The sequence below is a fragment of the Caballeronia mineralivorans PML1(12) genome, assembly GCF_001028175.1.
In the GTDB taxonomy this organism is placed as follows: Bacteria; Pseudomonadota; Gammaproteobacteria; order Burkholderiales; family Burkholderiaceae; genus Caballeronia; species Caballeronia mineralivorans.
This window is the reverse complement of sequence record NZ_AEJF01000079.1, coordinates 25,835-52,105: the sequence shown is the minus strand read 5'-3', so window position 1 is coordinate 52,105 and position 26,271 is coordinate 25,835. Positions and strand designations below refer to the sequence as shown.

General features: G+C 61.0%; 17 protein-coding genes. 9 read left to right on the top strand and 8 right to left on the bottom strand.

The window, feature by feature from the left end; all coding sequences use genetic code 11:
* Positions 1-126: 126 nt before the first annotated feature.
* Positions 127-1,017 (bottom strand): LysR family transcriptional regulator, encoded by an 891-nt coding sequence (locus EOS_RS12080; protein ID WP_047846874.1) that lies wholly within the window; start codon positions 1,015-1,017, stop codon positions 127-129.
* A 201-nt stretch (positions 1,018-1,218) separates the two neighbouring features.
* Here EOS_RS12080 and speB point away from each other — a divergent pair, with 201 nt between their 5' ends.
* From speB to EOS_RS12065, 3 genes are all read left to right on the top strand, one after another.
* Positions 1,219-2,169 carry an agmatinase gene (speB, locus tag EOS_RS12075; protein ID WP_047846873.1) on the top strand — a complete coding sequence of 317 codons (951 nt, stop codon included), beginning with the start codon at positions 1,219-1,221 and terminating at the stop codon, positions 2,167-2,169.
* A 61-nt stretch (positions 2,170-2,230) separates the two neighbouring features.
* On the top strand, positions 2,231-3,001 hold the full coding sequence (locus EOS_RS12070; protein ID WP_047846872.1) for a class II aldolase/adducin family protein: 771 nt from the start codon (positions 2,231-2,233) through the stop codon (positions 2,999-3,001).
* A 51-nt stretch (positions 3,002-3,052) separates the two neighbouring features.
* Positions 3,053-3,976: a 2-hydroxyacid dehydrogenase gene (locus EOS_RS12065; RefSeq protein WP_047846871.1), complete on the top strand. Its 924-nt coding sequence runs from the start codon at positions 3,053-3,055 to the stop codon at positions 3,974-3,976.
* Between the two features lie 77 nt (positions 3,977-4,053).
* Here the strand turns inward: EOS_RS12065 and EOS_RS12060 are convergent, their stop codons facing one another.
* Entirely contained in the window at positions 4,054-5,265 is a 1,212-nt protein-coding gene (locus EOS_RS12060) for an ABC transporter substrate-binding protein (RefSeq protein ID WP_047846870.1), read from the bottom strand.
* Between the two features lie 147 nt (positions 5,266-5,412).
* Positions 5,413-5,781 (bottom strand): arsenate reductase (glutaredoxin), encoded by a 369-nt coding sequence (gene arsC / locus EOS_RS12055; RefSeq protein WP_047846869.1) that lies wholly within the window; start codon positions 5,779-5,781, stop codon positions 5,413-5,415.
* Between the two features lie 220 nt (positions 5,782-6,001).
* On the opposite strand from arsC, the gene EOS_RS12050 reads away from it, so the two are divergent.
* Positions 6,002-7,735, top strand: a complete 1,734-nt coding sequence (locus EOS_RS12050) for a methyl-accepting chemotaxis protein (protein ID WP_075645316.1) — start codon at positions 6,002-6,004, stop codon at positions 7,733-7,735.
* Between the two features lie 107 nt (positions 7,736-7,842).
* Here EOS_RS12050 and EOS_RS12045 read toward each other — a convergent pair whose 3' ends face one another.
* The 4 genes from EOS_RS12045 to dinB form a co-directional block, all read right to left on the bottom strand.
* Entirely contained in the window at positions 7,843-8,538 is a 696-nt protein-coding gene (locus EOS_RS12045; protein ID WP_200908636.1) for a PepSY-associated TM helix domain-containing protein, read from the bottom strand.
* A gap of 61 nt (positions 8,539-8,599) precedes the next feature.
* On the bottom strand, positions 8,600-10,789 hold the full coding sequence (locus EOS_RS12040; RefSeq protein WP_053063847.1) for a TonB-dependent siderophore receptor: 2,190 nt from the start codon (positions 10,787-10,789) through the stop codon (positions 8,600-8,602).
* A gap of 329 nt (positions 10,790-11,118) precedes the next feature.
* Positions 11,119-11,757, bottom strand: a complete 639-nt coding sequence (locus EOS_RS12035) for an alpha-ketoglutarate-dependent dioxygenase AlkB family protein (RefSeq protein ID WP_063779075.1) — start codon at positions 11,755-11,757, stop codon at positions 11,119-11,121.
* Positions 11,758-11,787: 30 nt separating this feature from the next.
* A complete protein-coding gene (gene dinB, locus EOS_RS12030) occupies positions 11,788-12,945 on the bottom strand; it encodes a DNA polymerase IV (RefSeq protein WP_075645315.1) in 1,158 nt (385 codons plus the stop codon).
* Positions 12,946-13,702: 757 nt separating this feature from the next.
* Between dinB and EOS_RS12020 the strand changes: the two genes are divergently transcribed.
* Positions 13,703-19,990 carry an AAA family ATPase gene (locus EOS_RS12020; protein ID WP_063779074.1) on the top strand — a complete coding sequence of 2,096 codons (6,288 nt, stop codon included), beginning with the start codon at positions 13,703-13,705 and terminating at the stop codon, positions 19,988-19,990.
* Positions 19,991-20,017: 27 nt separating this feature from the next.
* Here the strand turns inward: EOS_RS12020 and EOS_RS12015 are convergent, their stop codons facing one another.
* Positions 20,018-20,938 (bottom strand): alpha/beta fold hydrolase, encoded by a 921-nt coding sequence (locus EOS_RS12015; RefSeq protein ID WP_047846865.1) that lies wholly within the window; start codon positions 20,936-20,938, stop codon positions 20,018-20,020.
* A 175-nt stretch (positions 20,939-21,113) separates the two neighbouring features.
* On the opposite strand from EOS_RS12015, the gene EOS_RS12010 reads away from it, so the two are divergent.
* The 4 genes from EOS_RS12010 to EOS_RS11990 all read left to right on the top strand — a co-directional run bounded on the left by EOS_RS12010 (position 21,114) and on the right by EOS_RS11990 (position 26,267).
* The gene (locus tag EOS_RS12010) at positions 21,114-21,584 is read left to right on the top strand and encodes a winged helix-turn-helix transcriptional regulator (protein WP_047846864.1); all 471 of its coding nucleotides are present in this window, start codon (positions 21,114-21,116) and stop codon (positions 21,582-21,584) included.
* Positions 21,585-22,029: 445 nt separating this feature from the next.
* Positions 22,030-23,574: a methyl-accepting chemotaxis protein gene (locus EOS_RS12000; RefSeq protein WP_047846862.1), complete on the top strand. Its 1,545-nt coding sequence runs from the start codon at positions 22,030-22,032 to the stop codon at positions 23,572-23,574.
* Positions 23,575-23,753: 179 nt separating this feature from the next.
* Entirely contained in the window at positions 23,754-24,488 is a 735-nt protein-coding gene (locus EOS_RS11995; RefSeq protein ID WP_047846861.1) for a gluconate 2-dehydrogenase subunit 3 family protein, read from the top strand.
* A gap of 3 nt (positions 24,489-24,491) precedes the next feature.
* The gene (locus EOS_RS11990; protein ID WP_047846860.1) at positions 24,492-26,267 is read left to right on the top strand and encodes a GMC family oxidoreductase; all 1,776 of its coding nucleotides are present in this window, start codon (positions 24,492-24,494) and stop codon (positions 26,265-26,267) included.
* Positions 26,268-26,271 lie beyond the last annotated feature (4 nt).

Below are 26,271 nucleotides of genomic sequence, written 5' to 3'. Positions count from 1 at the left end.
GCTAATAGTGATAAAGAGAACAGCTAACTTAAACCGACCGCAGGCCTAAGCAGCAGCAACCCGGCCTTGACCCAGTCCCACGAGCACCGACAGACCCCAACCAACCCCGAGTGCGAACGAAAACCCTTACCGCCCAAGATGCGCCTTCAACGTGTCACGAAATTTCTGGATCAAAGGTTCCTTCGAACGCCCCCGCCTGACGATCAAGGCAAACGGCGCCTGATAGCCGAACCCTGCCGGCGCGAGTACACGCAACCGCCCCTTGTCGACCCAGGACTGCGCGTAATGCTCAGGCAAAAAGCCTATAAAGGCACCGGACAAGATCAGGATCAGTTGCCCCTCCATGCTGTCCACCGTCGCCTCGCTACGCTTGAACCCATGGCGCGCGAGCTCAGTCTGACTCCAGTACGCCCGCCCAACCATCCGCTGCTGACTGATCGTTTCCTGCGGGATGTGGCGCTCGTTAAAGAGCGGGTGGCTATCGCTGCAATACAACCAGTGCTGCTCACGATAAAGCGAATGGTAGATCAGCCCGTTCATGCGCAATTGAAACGCACCGATCGCCAGATCAAGGCGATTTCCCAGCACGCTAAGCTGCAATTCATACGGGCTTTGCACATGCAAATGCAGATGCAGCGCCGGATGCTCGCGAGTAAACGCGCCGATAATTTCCGAGAGCGGCAACGCCTTATCGCTGACGGTCGAGTCCAGCACGCCAAGCTTGATGCTGCCGCGCAATTCACCGCGCAGCCCTGCAGCGTAACGCTCGAAACCGTCCACCTCGCCAAGCAGCCGCAACGCTTCCTGATGGAACTCCTCGCCCTTTGGCGTCAGACTAAAGCCGCCGCGCCCGCGATGACACAGCACAACGCCCACCAGCGATTCGAGCTGGCTCATGTAAGTGCTGATGGCCGACGTGGACAGGTTGAGTTCCTGCTGCGCCGCGGCAAAACCCTGGTGTCGTATCACGCAGGTAAAAATGCGCAGCAAGCGTGCTTCAGGCAAAACAGTAGCCACATCAAACTCCATCGAATACGGTAAGTGCCGGCAAGCAAACCGTCCGGTGCAGGGCGGAGCCCAAGCGTTGCTCCGTGGCCCGGACGTGCCGATACTTTAGAAATAACTGAACTAAATATTTCGCACCAGCACTTTGTCGGTATGTCGATGACCGCCAGAATTCAATGCAGACAGTTCGACGAATGAATGTGAGGAAGTGCCATGGAAAAGATCTTTCATCAGCCGCTCGGCGGTAATGAAATGCCGCGCTTCGGCGGCATCGCCACAATGATGCGCTTGCCGCATCTCACCTCCGCTGCCGGGCTGGACGCCGCGTTTATCGGCGTACCACTGGATATTGGCGCGTCGCTGCGTGCGGGCACGCGCTTCGGACCGCGCGGGATCCGCGCCGAGTCGGTGATGATCCGGCCATACAACATGGCGACCGGCGCCGCTCCGTTCGACTCGCTTTCAGTAGCCGATATTGGCGACGTCGCCATCAATACCTTCAATCTGCTGGACGCGGTCCGCATTATTGAAGAGTCGTATGACCGGGTCCTCGAGCACGACGTCGTGCCGCTGACTCTCGGCGGCGATCACACCATCACGCTGCCGATCCTGCGCGCGCTGCATCGCAAGCATGGCAAGATCGGCCTCGTGCATGTCGATGCTCACGCCGACGTCAACGACCACATGTTCGGCGAGAAGATCGCCCACGGTACGACCTTCAGGCGCGCGGTGGAAGAGGGCCTGCTCGATTGCGAGCGTGTGGTACAAATCGGATTGCGCGCGCAGGGTTATACCGCCGACGACTTCAACTGGAGCCGCCGGCAAGGCTTTCGCGTCGTGCAGGCGGAGGAGTGCTGGCACAAGTCGCTCGATCCCCTGATGGCCGAAGTTCGCGCCAAGGTGGAGGGCGGCCCGGTGTATTTGAGCTTCGATATCGACGGCATTGATCCGGCATGGGCGCCGGGTACCGGCACGCCGGAAATCGGCGGCCTGACGACAATCCAAGGTATCGAGATCATCCGCGGTTGTCATGGGCTGGATCTGATCGGATGCGATCTGGTCGAAGTATCGCCACCCTACGACACGAGCGGGAACACCTCGCTACTGGGTGCGAACCTGCTTTATGAAATGCTGTGCGTGCTGCCGGGTGTGATGCGTCGCTAAGTGTCGCTGAGCGTGCGCCAAGGCAGCCTCAAGCTGGGTCATCAGGAGGAAGGAGCACATTATGGAAACCACCATTACGCCCAGCCCGGCCGCTGAGCAAAAGGTCCGCGAGGATCTGGCGGCGCTGTATCGGCTGATCGCGCATTTCCGCATGACGGACATGATCGACACGCACATTACCGCGCGTTTGCCCGGCCCCAAACCGGCGTTCCTGATCAACCGGTACGGCGTGCTGTTCCATGAGATGCGCGCCTCGGACCTCGTGAAGATCGACTACGAAGGCAACGTGATCGACGAGCGTGCACGCGATACGCCCGAGCTTTTCACCGTCAACGCCGCTGGTTTCACCATCCACTCGGCGGTTCACATGGCGCGCGAGGACCTCGGGTTTGTCGTGCATACGCATACGGCCGCTGGCACCGGTGTGTCGGCGCAAGAACAAGGGCTGCTGCCTATCAGCCAGCATGCGCTGAAGTTCTACGGCAAGCTCGGTTACCACGACTATGAAGGCATTGCGCTCGACCTGGGCGAGCGTGAGCGCCTGGTCGCCGATCTAGGCCCGCACAAGGCGATGATCCTGCGCAACCACGGTCTGCTCGCGGGCGGTGCGACCGCCGCGCATGCGTTTCACGAGATCTACTTTCTCGAGCGTGCTTGCCAGGCGCAGGTGCAGGCGCTGGCCGGAGGCGCGCAACTGCGGATACCGCCGGCTCATGTCCGCGAACTTACCGCGCGGCAGTTCGAATCCGAGGGCGCGGACGCCATCATAGAACTGGCATGGCAAGCAGCACTGCGCCTGATAGCCGACAACCGTCCCGACTACCGGTTGTGACCTGCTGCGTGGCGTTGTGCCCTGACATGTCCCATCGATCTCAATCCACCGATGACCAAGCTCGTTCTTATAAGCAGCGACTACGACATGTCTCCGCTAGGGCCGGCGATTCTCGCTGCGGCGCCTGAACTGCAGGTCCATCATTTCGGTGCGCCCGAGGCCGACGATGCCCAAGTCGCCGTATGCTGGAATCCACCGGCGGGTGCGTTGCGCACGTTGCCCAATCTCCGGCTGGTCCATGGCATTGCTGCCGGCGTCGACAACATCTTGCGCGATCCTCATTTCCCTGCTGTGCCGTTGTGCCGTGTAGTCGACCCGTATCAAGCGCGTGCCATGAGCGAGTTTGTCATGTGGGGCGCGTTGCATTTTCATCGACAATTCGATCAGGTGCTGGCGAACCAGCGCAATGGACTGTGGCAGGTGCCGGATCAAAAGCGGGCAAGCGATTGCGCGATCGGCGTGATGGGTTTGGGTGAAATCGGCGCGCGGGTTGCCGACGATCTGCTGCACGCAGGTTTCACGGTGAGGGGCTGGGCGCGCAGTGTCAAGGTGCTGGCGGGTATACATACCTTCAGCGGTCGGGACGCATTGCCTGCGTTCCTCTCGGGCGTTGATATCCTCGTGTGTCTGTTGCCGCTGACCACTGAAACACGCGGCTTGTTGAACGCGGATGTGCTCGGGCAATTGCGGCCGGGCGCGAAACTGATTCACGTTGGCCGGGGCGAACATCTGGTGATGGATGCCTTGCTCGCGGCGTTGTCCGGCGGGCACATGGGCGGTGCGATCATCGATGTTTTTCCCAACGAACCGCTACCGGCCGATGATCCGCTTTGGCGCCACCCCAAGCTCATCGTCACGCCGCATATGGCGGCAATTTCAAGCCTCGAAACCATTGGCTTGCAGGTCGCCCAGAATGTACGGCGTTTGCTGCGTGGCGAGCCGCTTAACAATCAAGTCGATGTAGGCCAGCATTAGCACGGCAACATGGCGAGAGCCCGCTCGAATCCGCACGCAACGGCCACAGCTTTAGGAGTTTTGCCTCGAAGCGATGTTCACTTCCACAACGCGCACCGCGACACAGCCTTTGACCCGAACGCCTGCTCGCCGGGAATGGTCGCTGTGATCGTGTAGAAGTCCCACGGCTCCTTCGACTCCGACGGTTTCTTCACCTGCATCAGATACATGTCGTGGATCATGGTGCCGTCGGGCCGGATATATCCCTTGGCGTACATATCGTCGATCTTCATCTTGTGCAGTTGCTCCATCACCTTCGTGCTGTCGGTCGATCCAGCCGCCTGCACCGCCTTCAGATACGTGGTCGCGGCAGAATAGTCCGCAGCCTGCAAACTGGTCGGCATCTTCTTCATCTTGGCGAAGTAACGCTCGGCCCATTTGCGCGTCTCGGCGTTCTTGTTCCAGTACCAGCTATCCGTGGCCAGAAGACCCTGCGCGGTTTCGAGTCCGATGCTATGGATGTCAGTGAGAAAAATCAGCAGCGCGGCAATTTTCATCGACTTGGTCAGGCCGAACTCCCTCGCGGCCTTGATCGAGTTGATGGTGTCGCCGCCCGCGTTTGCAAGACCCAAAACCTGTGCCTTCGAGGCTTGCGCCTGCAACAGGAACGACGAAAAATCCGACGCCGATAACGGGTGCCGCACTGCGCCGAGCACTTGCCCGCCATTCGCCTTCACCACATCCGACGTGTTCTTTTCCAGCGCCTTGCCGAACGCGTAGTCGGCTGTGAGGAAGTACCACGTCTTGCCGCCTTGCTTCGTCACGGTCAGCCCGGTGCCATTGGCGAGCGCGACGGTATCGTAAGCGTAATGGACCGTGTAGGGCGTGCATTGCTCGTTGGTCAGCGCATCGACGCCCGCCCCAACGTTGATGTACGGAATCTTCTTTTCAGCGGCGATCTGGTTGGTCGCGAGAGCCGTGGCTGAATTCGTGCCGCCGATGATCGCGTCGACGCCACCACGGTCGATCCACTCGCGCGCCTTCGATGCCGCAATGTCCGCCTTGTTCTGGTGATCGCCATACAACAGTTCGATGGGCTTGCCGTTCACCTTGCCCTGGAAGTCGTCGATCGCCATGCGAATGGCTTCGAGACCTCCTTGCCCATCCGAGTCGGAATAGAGCCCCGAAAGGTCTGTAATGAAGCCGAGCTTGACCGAGTCGGCCGCCGCATGCACCGCGCTCGCGGTGAAGCTCAGAATCGCTGCCGCAACGAGGCCGCACGCGGAGCGCCGGGCGAGTATCTTGTTCATTCCTGTCTCCATCGGTTTTTATGGGCGGCCGGCGCGGCCGCCATGTATTTTCAATATTCTCGAACCGCGGCTCATGCGAGCTATGCGGCCGCCACCGGCGACACTTCCTTGCGTTCGCTATAACGGTCAGTCAGGTAGGACGAACGATCACGCACGAGCTTGCGGCGCAGGAAGGATTTCCAGTAGCAGTTCGGACGGCCGGCACAAACGCGTGCCTGCCGGAGTCACCACGAACGGGCGATTGATGAGAATGGGGTGCGCCAGCATGGCGTCCAGTAACTGTTCGTCCGTCAGCGAAGCATCGGCGAGACCGAGTTCCGCGAACAGTTTCTCTTTCTCGCGAAGCGCTTCCCGGACGCTCAGTCCAGCGTCCTTGATCAGCCTGGAGAGCGTTGTGCGGCTCGGCGGCGTCTTGAGGTATTCGATCACTTCCGGTTCAATGCCCGCATTGCGAATCAGCGCCAGGGTATTGCGTGACGTGCCGCAAGCGGGGTTATGGTAAATCGTGATGTCCATGCTTTCTAGTCTCCATGGCTGTTAAAAGGGAGGTTGCCACGCGTCACAGATTGTTGAAATGATAGCTGAATCGATTTAAAGCATTTGCTCAAGTGGCGCCAGCGTTTGCCGTTAAAGGGTATGGGTCGAAGAATGCTGTCGGCTCCGGTCGCGTTCGCAAGTATCGACGCACGCCACCGCTTGGGATTCGATGCGAGACAAGAGACTAGAGAGAGACGACATGTTTTCGACGATTAAAGGCCGCCTTGGCGTCGCCATGGCACTTCTGGGTCTATTGCTCATCGTGGTCGGCGGACTGGGGCTCTGGGGAATGAGCCGCGGCAACGACACGACTCGGGGCCTCTTCACGGACCAGATGCCTGGCGCGGTCGCGGCTGGCAACGCGGAAATGTTCACCGCCCGGGAGCGGCTCAGCTTCGATCGTGCGGCCTTGCTCGTCGGCAAACCCGGTGCGGAAACCGCTATTGGACGGGGCGCCTTGATGCGTACTCGCGCCGACAAGGAGTGGGCGACCTACGCCGCGTTGCCCCAGGGTCCGGACGAACACAGGCTGGCTGAGTCCTTTCAAGCCAAGCGTCTCGAACTCCAGAAGCTGATGGACGACGGTTATGCCAATATCAGGGCGAACGACGCGGATAAAATCGTCGCTTCCGCGGAAGCCATGCAGGTTGCATTCAACGAGTTGGCCGGGTTTGGCGAAGCGCTTCGCAAGTATCAATTCGATTCTGCCAAGAGCGACTATGACAGCTCGCAGGAAACCTTCGGCCAGTTCCGCATTATCAGCATTGCTTCTATTCTGGTCGGCCTCGTGGCCGCTATTTTCTCGTGGTTCTCGCTGCGTCGTTCGATCGGACGTCCGCTCGATGAAGCGCTCGCGCAGTTCGATGCAATCGCCGCCGGCGATCTTCGCCGCGAGTTGATCGTCACGTCGCGCGACGAGATGGGCCAGCTGCTCGCAGGCCTGGCGAAGATGCAGGCAAGCCTTGTCAGCACGGTGCGCACGGTGCGTTCGGGCAGCGAATCCATTGCATCGGCGACCAAGCAGATCGCGGCGGGCAATATCGATTTGTCATCGCGCACGGAAGAACAAGCTTCAGCGCTGCAGGAAACGGCGTCGAGCATGGACGAACTGACCGGTACCGTGAAACAGAACGCGGAGAACGCGCGTCAGGCAAGCTCGCTGGCTGCCAACGCATCGGACATCGCGAACAAGGGCAGCTCGGTCGTCTCGCAAGTGGTCGTTACCATGGGCGATATCAACCAGAGTTCGACGAAGATCGCCGACATCATCACGATCATCGAAGGCATTGCGTTCCAGACCAATATTCTCGCGCTGAACGCAGCGGTTGAAGCGGCGCGTGCCGGCGAACAAGGGCGTGGTTTTGCGGTCGTGGCCGCAGAGGTTCGCAGCCTTGCGCAACGCTCGTCGGCGGCAGCGAAGGAGATCAAGGACCTGATCAATACTTCAGTCGCACGCGTCCAGACCGGCACGACGCTGGTGGGCGACGCGGGCCGCACGATGTCGGAGATCATCGGCGCGGTGCAGCGCGTGACCGACATCATGGGCGAGATCGCGGCGGCCTCCGAAGAGCAGAGCAGCGGCATTGATCAAGTCGCGCGAGCAATCACGCAAATGGATGAAGTGACCCAGCAAAACGCGGCGCTCGTGGAGGAAGCCGCGGCCGCAGCGCAATCGCTCGAGAACCAGGCGGGTGCGTTGAAGGCGGCGGTGTCGGTGTTCCAATTGAATGACGGCGGTTTGGAAACAGTCAAGGCGCCGTTGAGCGTGAAACCGGCGCGCGCAGCGGTGCATCATGTGTTGGCCGTGCCGAAGAAACGGGCTGTCGCGGCGAGCGTCGCTGTTGTGCCCGCACAGCTCAAAAGGCCGGCGCTGACCGGCGAGAAGTCGAAGCCGGTTGCATTGGCCGGGGCCGCAGATTGGGAAGCGTTTTAACTAGCTAGAGACCTGTCCTGCACCGGCAAACCTTCTTGCCGGTGCAGGACAAACGAAAATACCGCGACACGCCTCAAGTCTTTCAAGTCTCTCAAGCGTTGCACGCTTCAGAGCGACTGTGCCGCGAGCACGACGGCAGCCATCAGCGAAACGATAAGAATGGAAGCACCCACGGTCCTGCGGCGATTCAATCCCGTCCATAACACCACGCCAGTGAGAGACAGCAGGATCATGCTTCCCGCGAACGAATCCGCGAGCAAGATCCACCCCACGCGCGCGCCGCTAGCGCGATGCAAACCTTCGAGCGTGTTCATCAAACCTTGATCGCGGCGTTCGACGCTCACGGAATTCCCGCCTTTCCAGAAGTCGGCGCTGACGAGATAGTCCGGCGCGATAAAACGGATTTCCCAATGTTCCGGCTGAATCACCGACTGATCTCCCCACGTCACCGGCTTGGCAGGTTCACGCGTGGTCCGCTCTGCGGCGCGATCCAGTTTCAGCTCGGTCCGCAGATAGGCCGCAAGCTCCTTCGGCGACTTGGGGGCGGGGTCGGGAAGCGCAACATGCACAGTCGATACGACCGGACCGCCGACGCGAATCTTCATGGTCGCGCGATGGTTCTGGAGGATGCCGGTCACGCCGAACAATAAACCCAGCACCGCCCCCCACAATCCGACCCAACTGTGTATCTTGCGCAGCCACTTGAGGAACGTCGCGCGACGAGAGCGCGATTTCGTGCTCACTTCCCGGGGTTGTGCCAATCGACCCGGTGTCGCTTCGAGTTGAGTTGCTTGCATCGTCATGGGGTCGGTCCGTCGAGTGATGGTTTAGCGGCTGGCGATGAGCCGGGTGAGAAGGAGGGGGTCAAAACTCCAGGGTCGAACTCAGTTCGAGCGTGCGGGCAAGACCCACGCCGAGCTGATTCGAACCGGCTGCACTCCAGTAACGCTTGTTAGCCGCGTTCTCGAGATTTGCCTGGACCGACACGCGTTTGCCGTACACGCGCGTGGTGTAACGCGCGCCCGCCGAGAACAGCGTGTAACCGCCGATATAAGCCTGGTCTGCGCTATTGACCGGACGTGGGCCGATGTAATACATCCCGGCGTTGAACGACAGTCCTGCCACCACCGGCACACGGTATTCAGCGAAAAGACTCGCGGTCAGGTGCGGCGTGTTTTCGGGGGTCTTGCCGAGCAGCGTCGAGTCAGAGGAGTCGAGTTGTTTCGCGTCCAGATAGACCGTCGAACCGGTCAGTGAAATATCCCTGGTGAGGTCGCCCTGCACAGAAAACTCGACACCGCGATACCGCGCGTTGCCGTCCATCACATAGACGTTGTCGCTGTTGGTATTGGCGGAAGGCTGCCGGATATTGAACAGGGCGAGCGAGACCAGCGTGTTGTTGGCAAGGCGCGTGCGAATGCCGATTTCTTCCTGCTTGCTGACGGCCGCGGGCAATATCTGGTTCGCGTTGTCTGCGGTGGTGGGCGCGCTTCCGGCAGATTCAAGCGCTTCCACATAGCTCGCGTAGACGCTGGTATTCGGTGCCAGGCGATAGATCAGGCTACCCGATGGCGACGTGTGACTGATGTCGGAGCTGGGCGTGCCGGCTTGCGAACTCATGTACTCGGACCTGCGCACACCGGCCACGAATTGCCACTTCGACGTCAGGTCGATCCGGTCGTACAAGTAAGCGCCGCTATTGCGCACGTGTTGCGCATAGAATTGCTTAGGTGTGCCGCTGGATGTCAGCTTGGAGATGTCGATCGGGTTGTAGAGGTTCTGGCTCGCGGTGAAGTAGTACGTCGTGAAGTCCGGCTGGAACAGCCAGCCTTGTGAGACACCGGCCGTGATGTCGTGGCCGATCGACCCCGTCTTGAACTGGCCATTCACTTCCAGGCGGACGATTTTATTCTCGTACATCTGACCATTCTGTTCGCTCGCCTGCAGGGTTCCGGCACCGGTCGCGACGTTATATTTCTGGAAGACCCACGCCCATCTGTCACGCCGGGTGATCGACTGACCGGCGCTGAACGTGGCGGTCCAGTTCTCTGAAAGCGCGTAATCCGCACGCAGCAACTGCGTGTTCGCGCTTGCGCTCGTGGGTTTGCTGGCGCTGACCAGCAACTTGGTCGGATCAGGCAGACCCGGCAGCGAGATGACACCGTTCTTCGCTGTCAACGGGACAATGCCGGCCTGTTCGACGATGCTGCTTTCAATGTGTTCGAAGTCGTACTGGAGTTTGAGCTTGCTGTTCACGCGCCAGTCGAGCGCGGCGCTGATGAACTTGCGATAACCGCGGTCGCCGTCGATCGGTGTTTCGACGTGTTCATCCATCGCGTTGACGCGAACGCCGAACTGATCGTTGGCGCCAAAACGCCGGGCGATGTCGACATGAGTGCCGTAGGAACCGTTGGAGTCGCCGAGTACCGAGACGCTGGTCACCGGTTCCGAACCGGCGCGTTTGGTCACCATATTCACGATGCCGGCCGGGACTGCGAAGCCGTAGTACAGCGCGGACGCACCCTTCAGCACTTCAACGCGCTCCTTGTCTTCCATCGGCATCCAGATGTTGTTGTCGATGGGCAATACGCCGTTGAAGTAATAGCTCGCGCGATTGTCGAGGGGAATGCCGCGGACCGAGAGATTGTCGTAGGCGAGGCCGCTCAACTGCTGGCGCGTGACGCCCGCCACGTTGCGCAACGCGTCGTACAGGCCGGTGTCGCCCTGCGCGTCCATGACCTCGCGCGTCACCACGTTCACCGTTGCGGGCACATCAAGCGCGTCGAGTCCTCGATACGGCCCCGTTTCGATCGATACGGGCGCAAAACCCTGTTCCTTCTTTCCCGAGACCTTGACGGGCGCAAGTTGTGGCGCGTCGGGCGTGGTTGAGGCGGTTGCGTTAGTCGAGGTCGTGGCGGCTGCCGCGTCGTTTGTGTCGTCTGCTCTTGCCGGCGATACCGACGCCCCCGCCATGCCGATGGCCAACACTGCGTTAGCGAGCAAGGTCTTTCTGTGGAGCAATGAAATCTTGCGCGCACGTTTACTGCAACTCATGAACAAACCCCGATTAAGAAAACGACAAGCGCGAACGCGAATCGGAAGGCTCAACGGCGCGCTGGCGACTGGTGTGACCTTTCAATAAGTAATATTTAATGAGATCGATTCGCGTTCGCATTTATATTGAAATTAAACTCGAAGGTCAAGTTAAGTAAACAAGTCATGGGGGTTTTGTTGCGTGCGATCGCGTTATCGGCGTGATCGATGGGCGTGTTTAAGCTGACAAATTGCTTTCATAGGAAGGAGGGGCTAGCGAGGGTGCGCTGACCCTGTGTCATCCCGCAATATCATCAGGAAGCCGAGGTATTCGGCCCACAAAATAGCCGCTATGGATTCGAAGCTGAAACGAGGGGCTTTGTCGCGTTCTTGACGCGGGTGTGCAGGCGTTGCAGATCGACGCATCGAAACGCCAGGCTGAGGCGCGGCCCCTCGACGCCGCACATCTTCGGTATCCCGTGGTTGTGCGTAAATTGCGATGCGTAGCTCATCACGATCACGCTGCCCGGATGCAGATCCACATTGAGCGTGCGGCCCTTGCCCGACTTTGCGCGGATTGTCATTCGACGGGTTGCACCCAGCGACAGGATTGCGATGGGCGCTTTCTGCACGAGTCCTTGTGTCTTGTCGTTATGGGGCGCGACGCTGTCGTTGCCATCGCGATATAGATTCAAGCCGACGCTGTTGAAAGGGGCACCCGCAATCGAGCGCACTTGCTCGGCGGCTTCCATCAAAGGCTCCGGCAGGTCAGGAGCGTCCAGCGAAAAATGCGCCATCAGGCGCGGCACATCGACCTCGCGTTCGTACATCAAACGACGCTGATTGCCCCACGTCACGTTAGCCAGCGCCAGCTCGAACCAGGCTTGTGCAGTGGCTTGCGGCACCATGTCGGGCAGGTAACGAATCCCGCTCTCGGCATCGTCGACAAGAGCCAGCGGCGTGGCTTCGAACAAATCGCTTTGAAACACGACGATTCCTTTCTTTGGAGAGCCCGCCGGCTAGTCCGGCGCGAACGGCAGTTCGCCCTGAACCGACTGCGGCTCAGCGATATACGACCCCGCCGGCAGCAAGGCAGTCACGCGCACGCCGAGCAAACGCAGCCGCCGGTCCAGCGGTACACGCTTCAGGCATTCGGTTGCGGCACGGCGTATCTCTGCTGCATCGGCAGTCGGCAGCGGGACCGTCAGGTCGCGCGTGACCGTGCTGAAGTCGTTGTAACGCAGCTTGATGCCGACCGTGCGGCCTTCGTAGCCCTTGCGCCGCAGGTCATCCGCGACTCGCGTGCACAGGTCGGTAAACGCGGCCGAGAGTTCTCCGCGATCCTGCCGCGGATGCAGGTCGCGCTCGAAGGTGGTTTCGCGGCTCATCGACTTCGGCTCGGAACTGACCACGACGGGCCGTTCATCGACACCCTGGGCCACTTCCACAAGCCACGCCGAATACGTCCGGCCAAAATTCGCCTGCAGTAGCTCGAGGTCGGCGCGCGCCAGATCGCCGACTGTTTCGATGCCGATCGCCGCCAGTTTTTCAGTCGCCTTCGGCCCGATGCCATTCACCTTGCGCACAGGCAGTGGCCAGATTCGCGGCGGCACGTCGGCGGCGGTTAGGATCGTCAGGCCGTCGGGTTTATCGAGTTCAGATCCGATCTTCGCCAGCAGCTTGTTCGGCGCGACGCTGATCGAACACGACAGCGCGGTGGCATCGCGCACGGCCTGCTTGATACGCGCGGCGGTTTCGGCGGGGTCGCCCGGCAAGTCGCTCAGGTCGATGTAGATTTCATCGATGCCGCGGTTCTCGATCTGCGTGGTGAAGGTGGCCACCGCCTCCTTGAAGAGGCGCGAATAGTGCCGGTACGAATCGAAGTCGGTGGGAAGGAGGATTGCGTCCGGCGCGAGTTGCGCGGCTTTCATCATGCCCATTGCGGAAAACACACCAAGCGCACGGGCTTCGTAGGTCGAGGTCGTGACAACCCCACGACCCGCGTAATCGCGCAGCCGTTTGAAGCGCCGGGTGCCGTCGGCGAGCGTGTCGGGCGTGGCGTTCCTGCCGCCGCCGATCACCACTGGCTGACCGCGCAGCTCGGGGTAGCGGAGGAGTTCGACAGAAGCGTAGAACGCGTCCATGTCCAGATGCGCAATGCGCCGCGTAGCTGTCACTGGCGCGCTCCCGGACACGGGACAACCGACCTGTCAGAACTGACTGTGCCGGTGCTGGAATCGGACATGATGTGAAGAGCTGTATGGATGTACAGTATTTTACATCGAAAAAGTGAGGGGCAATCGGCGATTTTCAGGCAAAGCGAATGCGCTGGAGTCGGCGCCGCTGAGTCAATGCTTTAGCCGCTTCGGGAAAAACGCGACGAGGTCGCGCGCCGGGTTAGTCGGAGTTGAAGGGCAAACGACTCGAAAATGTCAGACTGGGCGAATGATCGTTTTTGGTGTCCAGCGCCGTCCTTGATAGACAGCGTTCCCCCATGGGCGATCATCCAGCCGTTTTATTCGTTATCTTCATAAGTAATCCTTTGCATATGGCCTTTGCTCGATTCACCATTCTTGATGCGACGGAACCACTGATGGAGTAGCAGCATGCTCGCCGATCTGTCGCGGGCTCGATCCCGCGAAGCCTGAAGTGGCGAAAGCGTGAAGCGCCGCGGCCACGATGCGGGAGCGGCCGTCGGACGCGTCAGGTAGTGCCACTGCATCGGCGTATCGCCGATGGCCTTGCAAACCAGCGACCGCAGCAAGACCTGCGTCTTATTGTGACCGGGTAAACTAGTCGGCTAGGCGTTGCGGATCACGAAGTAATGACTGAAGTTAACACGCACCCACACGCATCCGGGCCTGTGTTTTAAGCAATAACGGAATTACAACGTACACGTGTCAGGCAAGTCGCTGGCGGGACAAAGGGGAGGCAATGACCATCGCGAACTGTCAGATCCTTGAGCGGATCTGCGCGACAGCGGGCTCGGACCTCTACCGTGGCCGCCGCTTGACGGATGGGATGCCGGTGCTGTTGAAGCTCCCTGCGCAACCGGCCGACGCAGCCCAATTAGCTCGTTTAAGACGCGAGCACCTGCTGCTGCAATCGTTGAATGTCGCAGGCATTGCCAAACCGCTCGCGCTGGTCGATGAACGCGGAGACCTGGCGCTGGTTCTGGAAGCCTTCTCAGGCGAGTCCCTCGAAGCCGTTTTGGGTCGTGACCTGCGCATGGACCTGGTGGTCTTCCTGCGCATTGGCCGCCACCTGGCCGATGCGTTGGCGGGTATCGATGCCGCGCAGGTCATCCATCGGGATATCCGGCCTGCCAATATCCTGGTCGCGCCAGCGACCGGGGAGGTTCTGCTGGTGGACTTCAGTATGGCGACGGCCCAGCAATCCAGCACCTTCTCGCCGGAGGGCACCGCCGTACCCGTGGGCGATTGGGCTTATGTGTCCCCCGAGCAAACGGGCCGCATGAATCGTCCGGTGGATTACCGGACCGATTGCTATTCGATGGGCGTGTTGCTCTATCGGATGCTGACTGGCCAACTGCCTTTTCAGGCGAACGATCCGCTGGAATGGACGCATTGCCATATTGCCCGCACGCCGGCACCGCCGGGTGAGTTCGCGCCCGAAGTGCCGCAACCGGTGTCGGATATCGTGATGAAGTTATTGGCCAAGCTGCCGGAAGACCGCTACCAAAGTGCGTGTGGGCTGCAGGCCGATCTCGACCGGTGTCTGGCGCAATGGCAGGCCTTGGGCCGGATCGAGCCGTTCCCGCTCGGTACGGAAGATGTCCCGGAACGCTTTCATGTCCCGCACAAACTTTACGGGCGCGGCCCTGAAGTAGAGCAGCTGCTCGACGCCTTCGAGCGCACGGCGGCAACCGGCCAGGCGGCGCTGGCGACCGTCTCCGGGTACTCGGGCATCGGCAAGTCGTCACTGGTCGACGCGTTGCGCAAGCCGATTGTCGTGAAGCATGGCTATTTCGCGGCCGGCAAGTTCGATCAGTACCAGCGCGATATTCCGTACGCCACCATGACGCAAGCGTTTCGCGAACTGGTGCGGCAACTGCTGGCCGAAAGCGAGGCGCGCATCGCCGGCTGGCGGCAACAGATCCAGGCCGCGGTCGGCATCAATGGTCAGCTCATTGTCGATGTGCTGCCCCAGGTCGAGATCATCATCGGCCCGCAATCGCTCGTCCCGGCGCTGCCGCCGACGGAGACGCAAAATCGGTTCCGCATGGTCTTCCGCCAATTCGTGACGGCGTTCACGAGCGAGGACCATCCGCTAGTCCTTTTCCTGGACGACCTGCAGTGGATAGATGCGGCCAGCCTCGCGCTGATCGAGCATCTGCTCACTCACCCGGAGACGCGCTATCTGCTGCTGATCGGTGCTTACCGCGATAACGAAGTGAGCGCGGCGCATCCGCTGATAACCAGCCTCCAGACGATCCGCCGCAGTGGCGCACCGGTGATGGACCTCCCGCTCATGCCGCCATCGGCCGTGCATCTGAACCAGCTCGTGGCCGACGCGCTCCATGCACCACCCGCATCCTGCGAGTCGCTTTCGCAACTGGTCTGTGAGCGCACCGAGGGTAACCCGTTCTTCTTTATCCAATTCCTGGATGCGCTGCACAAGGAGGGCTTGTTGCGGCATGACGCGCAACACCGGGCCTGGCAGTGGGACCTGGATCAGATCAAGGCGAAGGACTTCGCCGACAACGTCGTCGACCTGATGGTGGGAAAGTTACGTCAACTGCCGGTGCCGGCGCAGCACGCGCTGCAGTTGGCCGCTTGCCTGGGCAACACATTCGACCTGCGCCATCTCGGGCTGGTCAGCGCGCATTCAGAGGCCCCGGCGCGGCAGCGCCTCAGCGAGGCTGAGGTTGAGCAAGGGCTCGCGGCGGCGGTGCGCGAACGTTTGATCGTGCACACCGACGGCCGCGGCAAGTTCCTGCACGACCGGATTCAGCAGGCCGCTTATTCCCTGATTCCGCAAGCGTCGCGTGTCGAAGTCCACCTGCGCATCGGCCGTGCGCTGTTGGCGAGTATGACGGCGGACGAACTCGCCGAGCATGTGTTCGATCTCGCGAACCAGTTCAATCGGGGCGCGGCACTGCTCATCGAGCGCGACGAGAAAGCGCAAGTGGCGGCGCTCAACCTGCGTGCCGGGCACCGGGCCAAGGCCTCGGCGGCCTATGCGTCGGCGTGCGTGTATCTGGCGGCGGGCATGGCCTTGCTCGATGACAGCGACTGGAGCGGCCAGTATGGACTCGTGTTCAGCCTGTGGCTCGAACGCGCGGAGTGCGAGTTCCTCAACGGGCGCATCGACCTGGCCGAGTCACTGATCGAGGAGCTATTGCGGCGCGCTGCGTCGAAAGTCGACCAGGCGGCCGTCTACCACCTGAAGGTCCAGTTACATATCGTGAGGTCCGAGAACCCGCAGGCCGTCGACAGCGTGCTTGCGTGCCTTCGGCTGTTCGGCATCGACTTCCCGGCACACCCGACCCGGGAGCAGGTTCAGGCCGAATACGAAACGGTCTGGCGCAACCTGGCGGGGCGCCCGATCGAGAGTCTGATCGACCTGCCGCTGATGAGCGATCCGGAACTGCAGGCCGCGATGCGTCTGCTCTCGGCCCTGTTCGACGCCGCCTACTTTACCGATTTCCATTTGTTTTGCCTGCACCTGTGCAGAATGGTGAACGTCAGCCTGCAGCACGGCATGACCGGCGCGTCCGCGCACGCCTGTGGCTTTCTCGGTTTCGTCCTCGGTCCGGTGTTTCACCGTTACAGCGAGGGGTATCTTTTTGCCAAGCTCGGATGCGACCTGGTCGAGAAGCATGGCTTCCTTGCCTATCAGGCCAAGGTTCACTATGCAATGGGACAAGTTGCCGTCTGGACGCAGCCGATCGCGAACGCCATCGATTGCAATCGGGCGGCCTTTCGCAGCGCGATCGAGACGGGGGATCTGACCTTCGCTTGCTACAGCATGCTGCACATCATTGCAGAAAGCCTGGTGCGCAATGATCCGCTCGACAGGGTGTGGGGCGAGTCGGAGCAGGGCCTGGACTTTGTGCGCAAGGCCCGGTACCGCGATGTCGCGGACCTTATCGTGACCCAGCAACGCTTCATCGCGACGATGCAAGGCCGGACCGCGACCTTCTCCACCTTCAGCGATGCGCAGTTCGACGAGGCGGCGTTCGAGGCGCAATGGACGGGAGAGCGAATAAGGGCGGTGGTCTGCGGGTACTGGATCCTCAAACTGCAAGCGCGGTTCCTGGCGGGCGACTACACAGCAGCGTTTGCTGCCTTCCAACAAGCGGAACCGATGCTGCCGTCCTTAGTTGGCCACATTCCGTGCCTCGACTATTTTTACTACACCGCGCTGACGGTGGCCGCGCTCTATGAGAACGCGTCCGTCGACGAACAAGCCGGATGGCGCGATCTGCTGACAGTGCACTGCGAACAACTGCGCGAGTGGGCTGAAAACTATCCGCCGACGTTCGGCGACAAGCACGCCCTGGTGTCGGCTGAGATCGCGCGCGTCGAAGGTCGAGACGCCGACGCCATGCGTCTGTACGAAGAGGCGATTCAAGCGGCCCGCGAGCATGGCTTCGTCCAGAACGAAGGCATCGCGCATGAGTTGGCCGCGGGATTTTATGTCGCCCGCGGGTCCACGACTGCCGCCCGTGCCCATCTTGACGAAGCGCGCGGTTGCTTTGCACGCTGGGGCGCGCACGGCAAGGTCCGGCAGATCGATGAGCGCACGCCGCCACTGCGCGCACCATCGGCTTCATCGTCGGCTTCACGATCCGCCACGTCGCCCGGCAACGTGGAGCAACTGGATCTGCTGTCAGTGGCCAAGGCCTCGCAGGCAATCTCGGGCCAAATCGTGCTGGAGGACCTGGTCGACACGCTGATGCACATTCTGCTCGAAAATGCCGGCGCGCAGACCGGCCAGCTGCTGCTCGCACGCAATGGGAGCCTGGTCCTCGCGGCCGAAGCGAGCGTGGAGCAACAGACGATTCGCGTGCGCCGGCACCTGGATCGGGCGCTGGCCGAACCGACGCTACCGGAACCGGTTTTACGCGAACCGGTGTTGCCCGGACCGGCGTTGCCCGGGCCGGCGTGGCCGACCTCGATCGTCAATTACGTGCGGCGCTGCCAGGAGCGGGTGCTGTTGGCCGATGCGACGCAGGCGAACCCCTTTTCGGCAGACGACTATGTGGCCCGCCGACAGCCGAAGTCGGTGTTGTGCCTGCCGCTCATGCGACGTTCCGCGTTGATCGGCCTGTTGTATCTGGAGAACAATCTGGCCACTCACGCGTTCACGCCGGAGCGCGTGACCGTGCTGGAACTGTTGGCGTCCCAGGCGGCGATCTCGCTGGAGAACGCACTGCTCTATGCCGATCTGCAGCAGGAGAATAGCGAGCGCAAGCGGGCCGAGGAGGCGCTGCGTGAGCGGGATGCACGCATCCGGCGGATCGTCGACTCCAACATCATCGGGCTGTTCTTCTGGGACTTTGCCGGTACCGCCACCGAGGCGAACGACGCATTTCTGCAGATCGTCGGTTACTCCCGCCAGGATCTGTTGTCCGGCCTGATCCAATGGCCGCGCATGACGCCACCGGAATATCGTGCCGCGGATGCCCGGGCGATGGAAGTACTTAGGCGGGCCGGGACTTGCCAGCCCTATGAGAAGGAATATATCCGCAAGGATGGCCGTCGCATCCCGGTTCTGGTCGGCGGCGCCTTATTGGAAGGCTCGCAGGAAAATGGCGTCGCCTTCGTGCTCGACCTGACTGAACGCAGGGAGGCCGAGGCGGAACGCGCCGCGCGACGGGTAGCCGAAGCGGCCAATCAGGCCAAGAATGTGTTCCTGGCCAACATCAGTCACGAGTTGCGCACGCCGCTAAACGGTATCCTCGGCTACGCGCAAATACTGCGGCGGGATGCGACGCTGGACCAACGCCGAAGCGAAGGTCTGAACGTGATCCAGCATAGCGGCGAGCAGTTGTTGACGCTGATCGACGATATCCTTGATTTCGCCAAGATCGAAGCGGGCAAGCTGGAGCTCAGCCTTACCGACATCGCGCTGGCCAAATTCCTGCGCATCATTGCGGAGATCATCGACGTTAGAGCGCGGCAGAAGGGCCTTGATTTCGTCTGTGACTTCGCGCCGACACTGCCCCAGGGAATCCGCGCCGACGAGAGCCGGTTGCGCCAGGTCCTTTTGAACCTGCTAGCCAATGCGGTCAAGTTCACCGATCAGGGCTGGGTGAGCCTGCGCGTGTGCTTTTCGCCACCCGGGCGGTTGCGCTTCGAGGTGCACGACACGGGGATCGGTGTCGGTGCTGACCAGCTGGAAACGATCTTCCAGCCCTTCGAACAGGTGAACGACCCGCAGCGGCGGCTGGGCGGAGCCGGCTTGGGCCTTGCCATCAGCCGGCAGTTCGTGCGGCTGATGAGCAGCGACATCCACGTCACGAGCCAGATCGGCGTGGGCAGCACCTTCTGGTTCGAGCTGGAGGTACCGGTGATCGAGACCGGGATGACGGCGCTGCCCGAACGGTTCGTGACCGGCTACGCGGGTCCGCGCAAGAAGGTCCTGGTGGTCGACGATGTCGCGGAGAATCGCGCCATGGCGGTCGACATGGTGAGCCAGCTCGGCTTTGCCGTCGTCGAGGCGGTCAACGGCTTTGACGCGCTGGTTAAGGCCCGGACCACGCGGCCCGACTGGATTTTGATGGACCTCGTGATGCCCGGGTTGGACGGGCTCGAAGCTACGCGCCGCCTGCGGCAACTACCGGGCCTCGGTGAAGTGCCGATCATTGTGATGTCCGCCAGCGTGTCCGGCAGCGACGAACAGAAGAGTCTGGCAGCCGGAGCGAATGCCTTCGTCCCTAAACCGATCGATTTGGACCAGCTCCTGACTCAGATCGCAGCTCTCTTGAAACTCAGTTGGACTTATGAGCCGCAAGCAGCGCTCTCTGAGGAAGACAAGGAGGTCAGGCCACTGGTTGTGCCGCCGCAGCAAGATATGGAACGCCTGCGTCACCTGGCTCGATCGGGAAACATGCGCGACATCGTGCAGTGGGCGGGAAGGGTAGCTGAGCTCGATGAACGCTATCGTCCGTTCGCCGACCAACTACGCTTGCTGGCCAAGGGGTACCAGTCGAAGGCAATCCTGACCCTGGTGGAGCGATACCTCGAAAGCTGACCGGGCGCTGGACGCAAGATCCTCGTGTCAGGTTTGCTGCAGGAATGGCGTGATCTGTGCGGCGATTGTTTTAGGCGCGTCTTCGAGGCTGTAGTGGCCAACCCCGGCCAACCTGTGTATCGGGGCCTGAGGAAACAACTCGCTGAAGAGCGGCAGGAAATGCTCGGCATGCAGGGTGCGATCGGCCATCCCCCAGATCGCCAGAGCAGGCCTGGACCGAATCGCGCGCATGGCTGCCGCGTCAGGCACTTCAAAACGGTGCGCGTCAATGGCGAAGCCCCTCGCCCAGCCTATTGCACCGGCGCAGTCGGCCGGTCTCGCGAAACGCGATCCATAGGCACGCAACCAGGTGTCGCTGATCAGCGCGTGATCCTGGAAACCGTTGAGCTTCAATGTGCTCAGAATGTTGAAGCCGAGTTCGCCAAGCACGGCATCGAGACGCCCGTCGGACTCAGCTTTCTGTATCCACTGAAACCAAGGCGAAATCCGGGCATTCTCGGTCACCCGGTCGATTAGCGTGGGCTGCCCAAATGGCGTGGGTCCGTTGGTGGTGATGACTCGCCGGATACGGTCCGGATGTCGCGACGCCAGGCCCATGCCAACCGGTCCGCCGAAATCGTGCATAACAAGCGTGATACCCCGCAGGTCCAGCGCCAGCACGAAGCGCTCGAGATTATCGATGTGGTCTTGCAACCAGTAACTGCGGTCTTGCGGTGTGTCGCTCTTGCCAAAACCCATATGGTCGGGAGCGACGACTCGATATGTTTCGCCTAGCGCGGCAATCAAATTCCTGAACAGATAACCCCATGTCGGCTCGCCGTGAAGACACAGTACGACTTGCCCGTCTGATGGCCCTTCATCGACGTAATGCATGCGAAAACCTGGAGCGTCGGTGAACCGCGGCGCGTAGGGGAAAGTTTCGTCAAACGTGTCGGTGGATTGGGTCATGAAATGTCTCCTTTTAAAGAAGAAGCAGCGCTTAGCCATAGCGACTTGTTGCAACTTGCAACCAGTTGATTTATAGCAGAGCAGGTTTTATATTGCAACCACACGCCGAAACGGTGACTACGACGCATGCCCCGGTGCGACTAACAGGCGAGCAAAGAGCAAACAGGAAATAGCGATGGTCAAACGAACTACCCACCAAGACTCTCTTTGCGGTGTTGCCAGACCGCTGGACGCGATCGGCGACTGGTGGTCATTGCTGATTGTCCGCGACGCCTTCGACGGCCTGAGCCGGTTCGGGGAGTTTCAGAAGAATCTGGGGCTTGCGAAAAACATCTTGTCAGTCCGCCTGCGCAACCTTGTGGCTCACGGCATCATGGACACCGTTCCTGCTTCCGACGGTAGCGCCTATCAGGAGTACGTGCTCACGGCGAAGGGACGCGGTCTGTTCCCGCTGCTCGTTGCGCTCAGGCAATGGGGAGAGGATTTCTTTTTCGAACCGGACGAGGCCCACGTGCTTCTTGTGGACAGGAAGAAGGGCCTTCCAGTCCGAAAGCTGGAGCTTCGCTCCCAAGACGGGCGCGCGTTGGGACCCGAAGACACGGTCGTGCTCCAGCCCCCGAATAAGACCAGGAGGAAGCGAGTGTAAGGTCGCAACACTGCGGGGGCGAGTGAAGCGTCCCCTTCAGCCTGGGAGGTATTCGGTTTCGCGCCGCAACTGATCTTGCCGATCGCCACGATCCAGGATGTTGCGGCGTTAATATTTTTGTCACAAAACCCGGTGCGCCCGGTACGTGGAAGCGCTCCGTGGATCATCGAAATGTGCCTGAACGGGATTGGCTGTGCGTCAAGCCGTGTGCGGGGCGAAGCGCAGTTTGCGCATGCCATTGGGATTCCGATCTGAGACGACAGGTGACGGCTGCTGCCGGTAGTTTCCGTAATGCCGTGTAACGGACTGTCCAACCAGAATCGCTCGAATTGTTTCGAAAAACTCAAGAATCCCCGCGAACTGCCGTAAGTGCTTACGTGCGCGCGACGCGCTGCCTCCGTCAATGGGGCGCCTCAGGGTCCCCGCTTCATTCCAGGAAATCACGATGCTCTCTCACCGTTTGTCCATTAACGGCCGCATTGGCCTTGCGATGGCTTTTCTTGGCGTTCTACTGCTTGGTACCGGAGGATTTGGCATCGCCGGTATGACTGCGAGCAATGACGCGAACCGCCGGACCTACTCGGAACAACTGCCCAAGTCGATCGCGGTAGGCGAAATGACGATCATGGTCGGCCGGCAGCGTACTTCGTTGGATAGGGCTGCAATCAATCCCGGCTCGGAAGACGCAATCAACATGTACGGGAAGGAAAAGGAGGTCAAGGCTGCTGCGGATCAAGCGTGGAAGCAATACCTCGCATTGCCGCGCGATGCCGGCGAGGACCAGCTCGTAGCCACTGTCGCCAAGGAATATGACACGACCGAACAGGAACTGGACCAATTGCGCGAGGCCACCGTGCGTGGCGATCGGGATGAGATCCTGAAGCGCTTGTTCAACGTCGGGAAGGTCTATACGAGCATGCAGGTCGCGGCCAATGCGCTCAAGACCTACCAGTTCAACCAGACCAAAGCCGCGTATGAGGCATCCGAGTCCGCATACCGCCTGTTTCTCACGGGCAGTATCCTTGCGATCGTGGTCGGCATGCTCGCAGCGCTTGGAAGCTGGTACATGCTGCGCCGCGCGATTCTTGGCCCGGTGAACGAAGCGGTGGCGCATTTCGAGCAGATCGCGGAAGGCGACCTCAGCGGTCAAATCGAGGTCCGTTCGCATGATGAGATGGGGCGCATGCTGCAAGGGCTGGTGAGCATGCAACAGAGTCTTACCCGCATCGTGGTCTCGCTGCGTGAGGGCAGCGGTGCGATTGCTACGGCAACGCGCGAGATCGCGGCGGGCAACGCGGATCTTTCGGCCCGCACCGAGGCGCAGGCCGCCTCGCTCGAAGAAACGGCTTCGAGCGCCGAGCAATTGTCGAGCACGGTGAGCCAGAATGCCGAGAACGCTGAACGTGCCAGCGCGTTGTCGTCGTCAGCTTCGGAAATCGCGCGCAAGGGGCACCAGGTCGTATCGAGTGCCGTGACGACGATGACCGAGATCAGCCAGAGCTCGTCAGCTATTTCCGAGATCACGGCGATGATCGAAGGCATCGCCTTCCAGACCAATATTCTTGCGCTCAACGCGGCGGTCGAAGCTGCACGAGCGGGTGAGCAGGGACGCGGCTTCGCCGTCGTGGCGGGCGAGGTCCGCACACTCGCGCAACGCTCTTCCGCTGCGGCCAAGGAGATCAAGGAGCTGATCGTCAACTCGACTTCGCGCATCGATGCAGGTGCGACGCTGGTGAACCAGGCCGGCGACACCATGAACGAAATCATCGAGGCCGTGGGTCATGTGAACGTCATCATGGCCGAGATCACGGCAGCGTCGAAGGAGCAAAGTCACGGCCTGAGCCAGGTCAGCGTCGCGGTCAACAACATGGACCAAGCCACCCAGCAGAATGCCGCCCTTGTCGAGCAGGCTGCGGCCGCTGCGCGCTCGCTGGAGGACCAGGCACAAGCGTTGGCGGAAACCGCCGGCTCGTTCAAGTTGCGCGCTTGACGAGTTGTCGCGCCGGAGCACCGGGTCGATCCGGCCGTGACGCTTTCATCGCGTCATAGCCGGACGCCTGCTCACGGCTTCCCGTCCCGCACGCTATTCCAGACCGCACCCCTGCGCGTGAGCATCACGAGCCCTCCCGTTCGCGCGGCCCGATTACCTCAACCAAGGAGAAAGCCTTCATGTCCGATGACAAGGTGCCGCGTCGTCGTTTTTTGAGGCAGGTGCTCGCCATCGTGCCCGCCGCAACTGTCGCGTCCGGGGCGACGCTTACGCAATCCGCATGCAGCAGCCAGTCTGGGCCGGCCGCAGGCGCAGCCGGAACGGCCGACGCAGCCTATCAGCCCACTTACTTCACTGGCTCCGAGTGGACCTTTATCAACGCCGCGGTCGACCTGCTCATTCCGGAAGATGCATTCGGTCCCGGCGCGATCAAGGCCGGCGTGCCCGAGTTCATCGACCGTCAGATGGAAACCCCGTTCGGTCATGGCAAGCTCTGGTACATGCAGGGGCCTTTCCATCCAGACCAGCCGCCCGAGCTGGGCTACCAGTTGAGCCTTGCGCCGCGCGATATCTATCGTCACGGCATCAAGGCCTGCGACGACTGGTGCACGAAGAACTACGCCGGCAAGACCTTCGCTCAGCTAGACAAGTCCGCCCAGGAGAAGGTGCTCGGTGACCTGGAGCACGCGAAGATCGAATTCGATACCGTCCCGGCCCGCACCTTCTTCGGCTATCTACTTTCCAACACCAAGGAAGGTTTTTTCGCTGACCCGATTCATGGCGGCAACAAAGGCATGGTGGGTTGGAAGATGGTCGGCTTCCCGGGTGCACGCGCGGACTTCATGGACTGGATCGATCAGCCAGGCGTCAAGTACCCGTATGGGCCGGTTTCGATCGATGGTAAGCGGGGTTGATGAATGGCAATCAAGAAGAACAAGGTCGACTGTGTCATCGTAGGCTTCGGCTGGACCGGGGCCATCCTCGGGCAAGAGTTGACCGAGGCGGGCCTGAACGTCGTCGCGCTTGAACGGGGTGCGATGCGCGATACGCCGACGGACGCCGAGTACCCGAAAGTGATCGACGAACTCACGTATTCGGTGCGCGGAAAACTATTCCAGGACCTCGCGCGCGAGACGGTCACGATCCGTCACGGCGTCGACGACCTGGCCGTGCCGTACCGTCAACAAGGCTCTTTCTTGCTGGGGAATGGCGTGGGCGGCGCGGGCTTTCACTGGAACGGCATGCACTACCGCGTTCTGCCCGAGGAACTGCAGTTGCGTACCCGCTATGAAGAGCGTTATGGCAAGAAGTTCATCCCGGAAGGCATGAATATCCAGGACTTCGGCGTCACCTATGACGAACTCGAGCCGCACTTCGACTTCGCCGAAAAGGTGTTCGGCACCTCGGGCACAGCCGGCAACCTGAACGGCGCGATCCAGCCGGGCGGCAACCCGCTCGAGGGCAAACGCACGAGCGAATTCCCGACTCCCGCGCTGCAGAATTCATACGGCGCCCAGCTATTCGGGAAGGCAGCGAAGGAAGCCGGTTTCCATCCGTATCCGGCGCCGGCGGCAAACACCTCGGCGCCTTATACGAACCCCTATGGCGTGCGTCTCGGCCCGTGCAACTTCTGCGGCTTCTGCGAAGGCTATGGCTGCTACATGTATTCAAAGGCTTCTCCGCAGACCACCATTTTGCCGGTCCTGCTCAAGAAGCCGAATTTCGAACTGCGTCCCCATTCGTATGTGACGAAGGTCCTGCTCGACGCCGACAAGAAGAAGGCGACCGGCGTGACGTATATCGATGCGCAAGGCCGCGAAGTCGAACAACCGGCCGATCTGGTGATCATCGCCGCGTTCCAGATGCATAACGTTCGCCTGCTGCTGCTCTCGGGCATCGGCAAGCCGTATGACCCGAAGACCGGGGAGGGTGTGGTCGGCAGGAACTACGCGTATCAGATGAACGGCGGGGTCAACGTGCTGCTGCCCAAGGGTACGCAGCTCAATCCGTTCATCGGTACGGGCGCGGGCGGTGTGGGCATGGACGACCTCAATGGCGACCAGTTCGACCACGGTCCGCTGGGCTTCGTGGGTGGCGCGAGCATCCGCCACATACGCTACGGCGGCCGCCCCATCAAGACCACGCCGACCGTTCCGGGCACGCCGAACTGGGGCAGCAAGTGGAAAGAGGGCGTGACGGATGCCTATCAGCGTTATATGACCATCGGTATTGCAGGTTCCGTGATGTCGTATCGGGACGCTTGCCTGGACCTCGATCCGACCTACCGGGACGCCTACGGCCTGCCGCTGCTGCGCATGACCTTCGACTGGCACGACAACGAATACGACATGCTCGGATACATGGGCAAGCGAATGGAAGAAGTCGCGAAGGCAATGAATCCGGAAAAGTATTTCGTGGGCGTTCGCAAGAAGGGCCAGCATTACGACACGCGCCTCTACCAATCCACTCACACGACGGGCGGCGCGGTCATGGGCTCGTCGCCGCAAAACAGCGTGGTCAACAAGTATCTGCAGAGCTGGGACGTTTCGAATGTCTTCGTGATGGGGGCCTCCGCCTTCCCGCAGAACATGGGTTACAACCCGACCGGGCTGGTCGCCGCTCTTGCTTACCACTCCGCCAAGGCAATCCGCGAGCAATACCTGAAGAACGCGGGTCCGCTGGTGCAGGCGTAAGGGG

Excerpts from the sequence above, each read along its gene's own strand:
- speB (WP_047846873.1), top strand. The coding sequence starts at position 1,219 with ATGGAAAAGATCTTTCATCAGCCGCTCGGCGGTAATGAAATGCCGCGC.
- EOS_RS12070 (WP_047846872.1), top strand. The coding sequence starts at position 2,231 with ATGGAAACCACCATTACGCCCAGCCCGGCCGCTGAGCAAAAGGTCCGC.
- EOS_RS12065 (WP_047846871.1), top strand. The coding sequence starts at position 3,053 with ATGACCAAGCTCGTTCTTATAAGCAGCGACTACGACATGTCTCCGCTA.
- EOS_RS12060 (WP_047846870.1), bottom strand. The coding sequence starts at position 5,265 with ATGAACAAGATACTCGCCCGGCGCTCCGCGTGCGGCCTCGTTGCGGCA.
- arsC (WP_047846869.1), bottom strand. The coding sequence starts at position 5,781 with ATGGACATCACGATTTACCATAACCCCGCTTGCGGCACGTCACGCAAT.
- EOS_RS12050 (WP_075645316.1), top strand. The coding sequence starts at position 6,002 with ATGTTTTCGACGATTAAAGGCCGCCTTGGCGTCGCCATGGCACTTCTG.
- EOS_RS12045 (WP_200908636.1), bottom strand. The coding sequence starts at position 8,538 with ATGACGATGCAAGCAACTCAACTCGAAGCGACACCGGGTCGATTGGCA.
- EOS_RS12040 (WP_053063847.1), bottom strand. The coding sequence starts at position 10,789 with ATGAGTTGCAGTAAACGTGCGCGCAAGATTTCATTGCTCCACAGAAAG.
- EOS_RS12020 (WP_063779074.1), top strand. The coding sequence starts at position 13,703 with ATGACCATCGCGAACTGTCAGATCCTTGAGCGGATCTGCGCGACAGCG.
- EOS_RS12015 (WP_047846865.1), bottom strand. The coding sequence starts at position 20,938 with ATGACCCAATCCACCGACACGTTTGACGAAACTTTCCCCTACGCGCCG.
- EOS_RS12010 (WP_047846864.1), top strand. The coding sequence starts at position 21,114 with ATGGTCAAACGAACTACCCACCAAGACTCTCTTTGCGGTGTTGCCAGA.
- EOS_RS12000 (WP_047846862.1), top strand. The coding sequence starts at position 22,030 with ATGCTCTCTCACCGTTTGTCCATTAACGGCCGCATTGGCCTTGCGATG.
- EOS_RS11995 (WP_047846861.1), top strand. The coding sequence starts at position 23,754 with ATGTCCGATGACAAGGTGCCGCGTCGTCGTTTTTTGAGGCAGGTGCTC.
- EOS_RS11990 (WP_047846860.1), top strand. The coding sequence starts at position 24,492 with ATGGCAATCAAGAAGAACAAGGTCGACTGTGTCATCGTAGGCTTCGGC.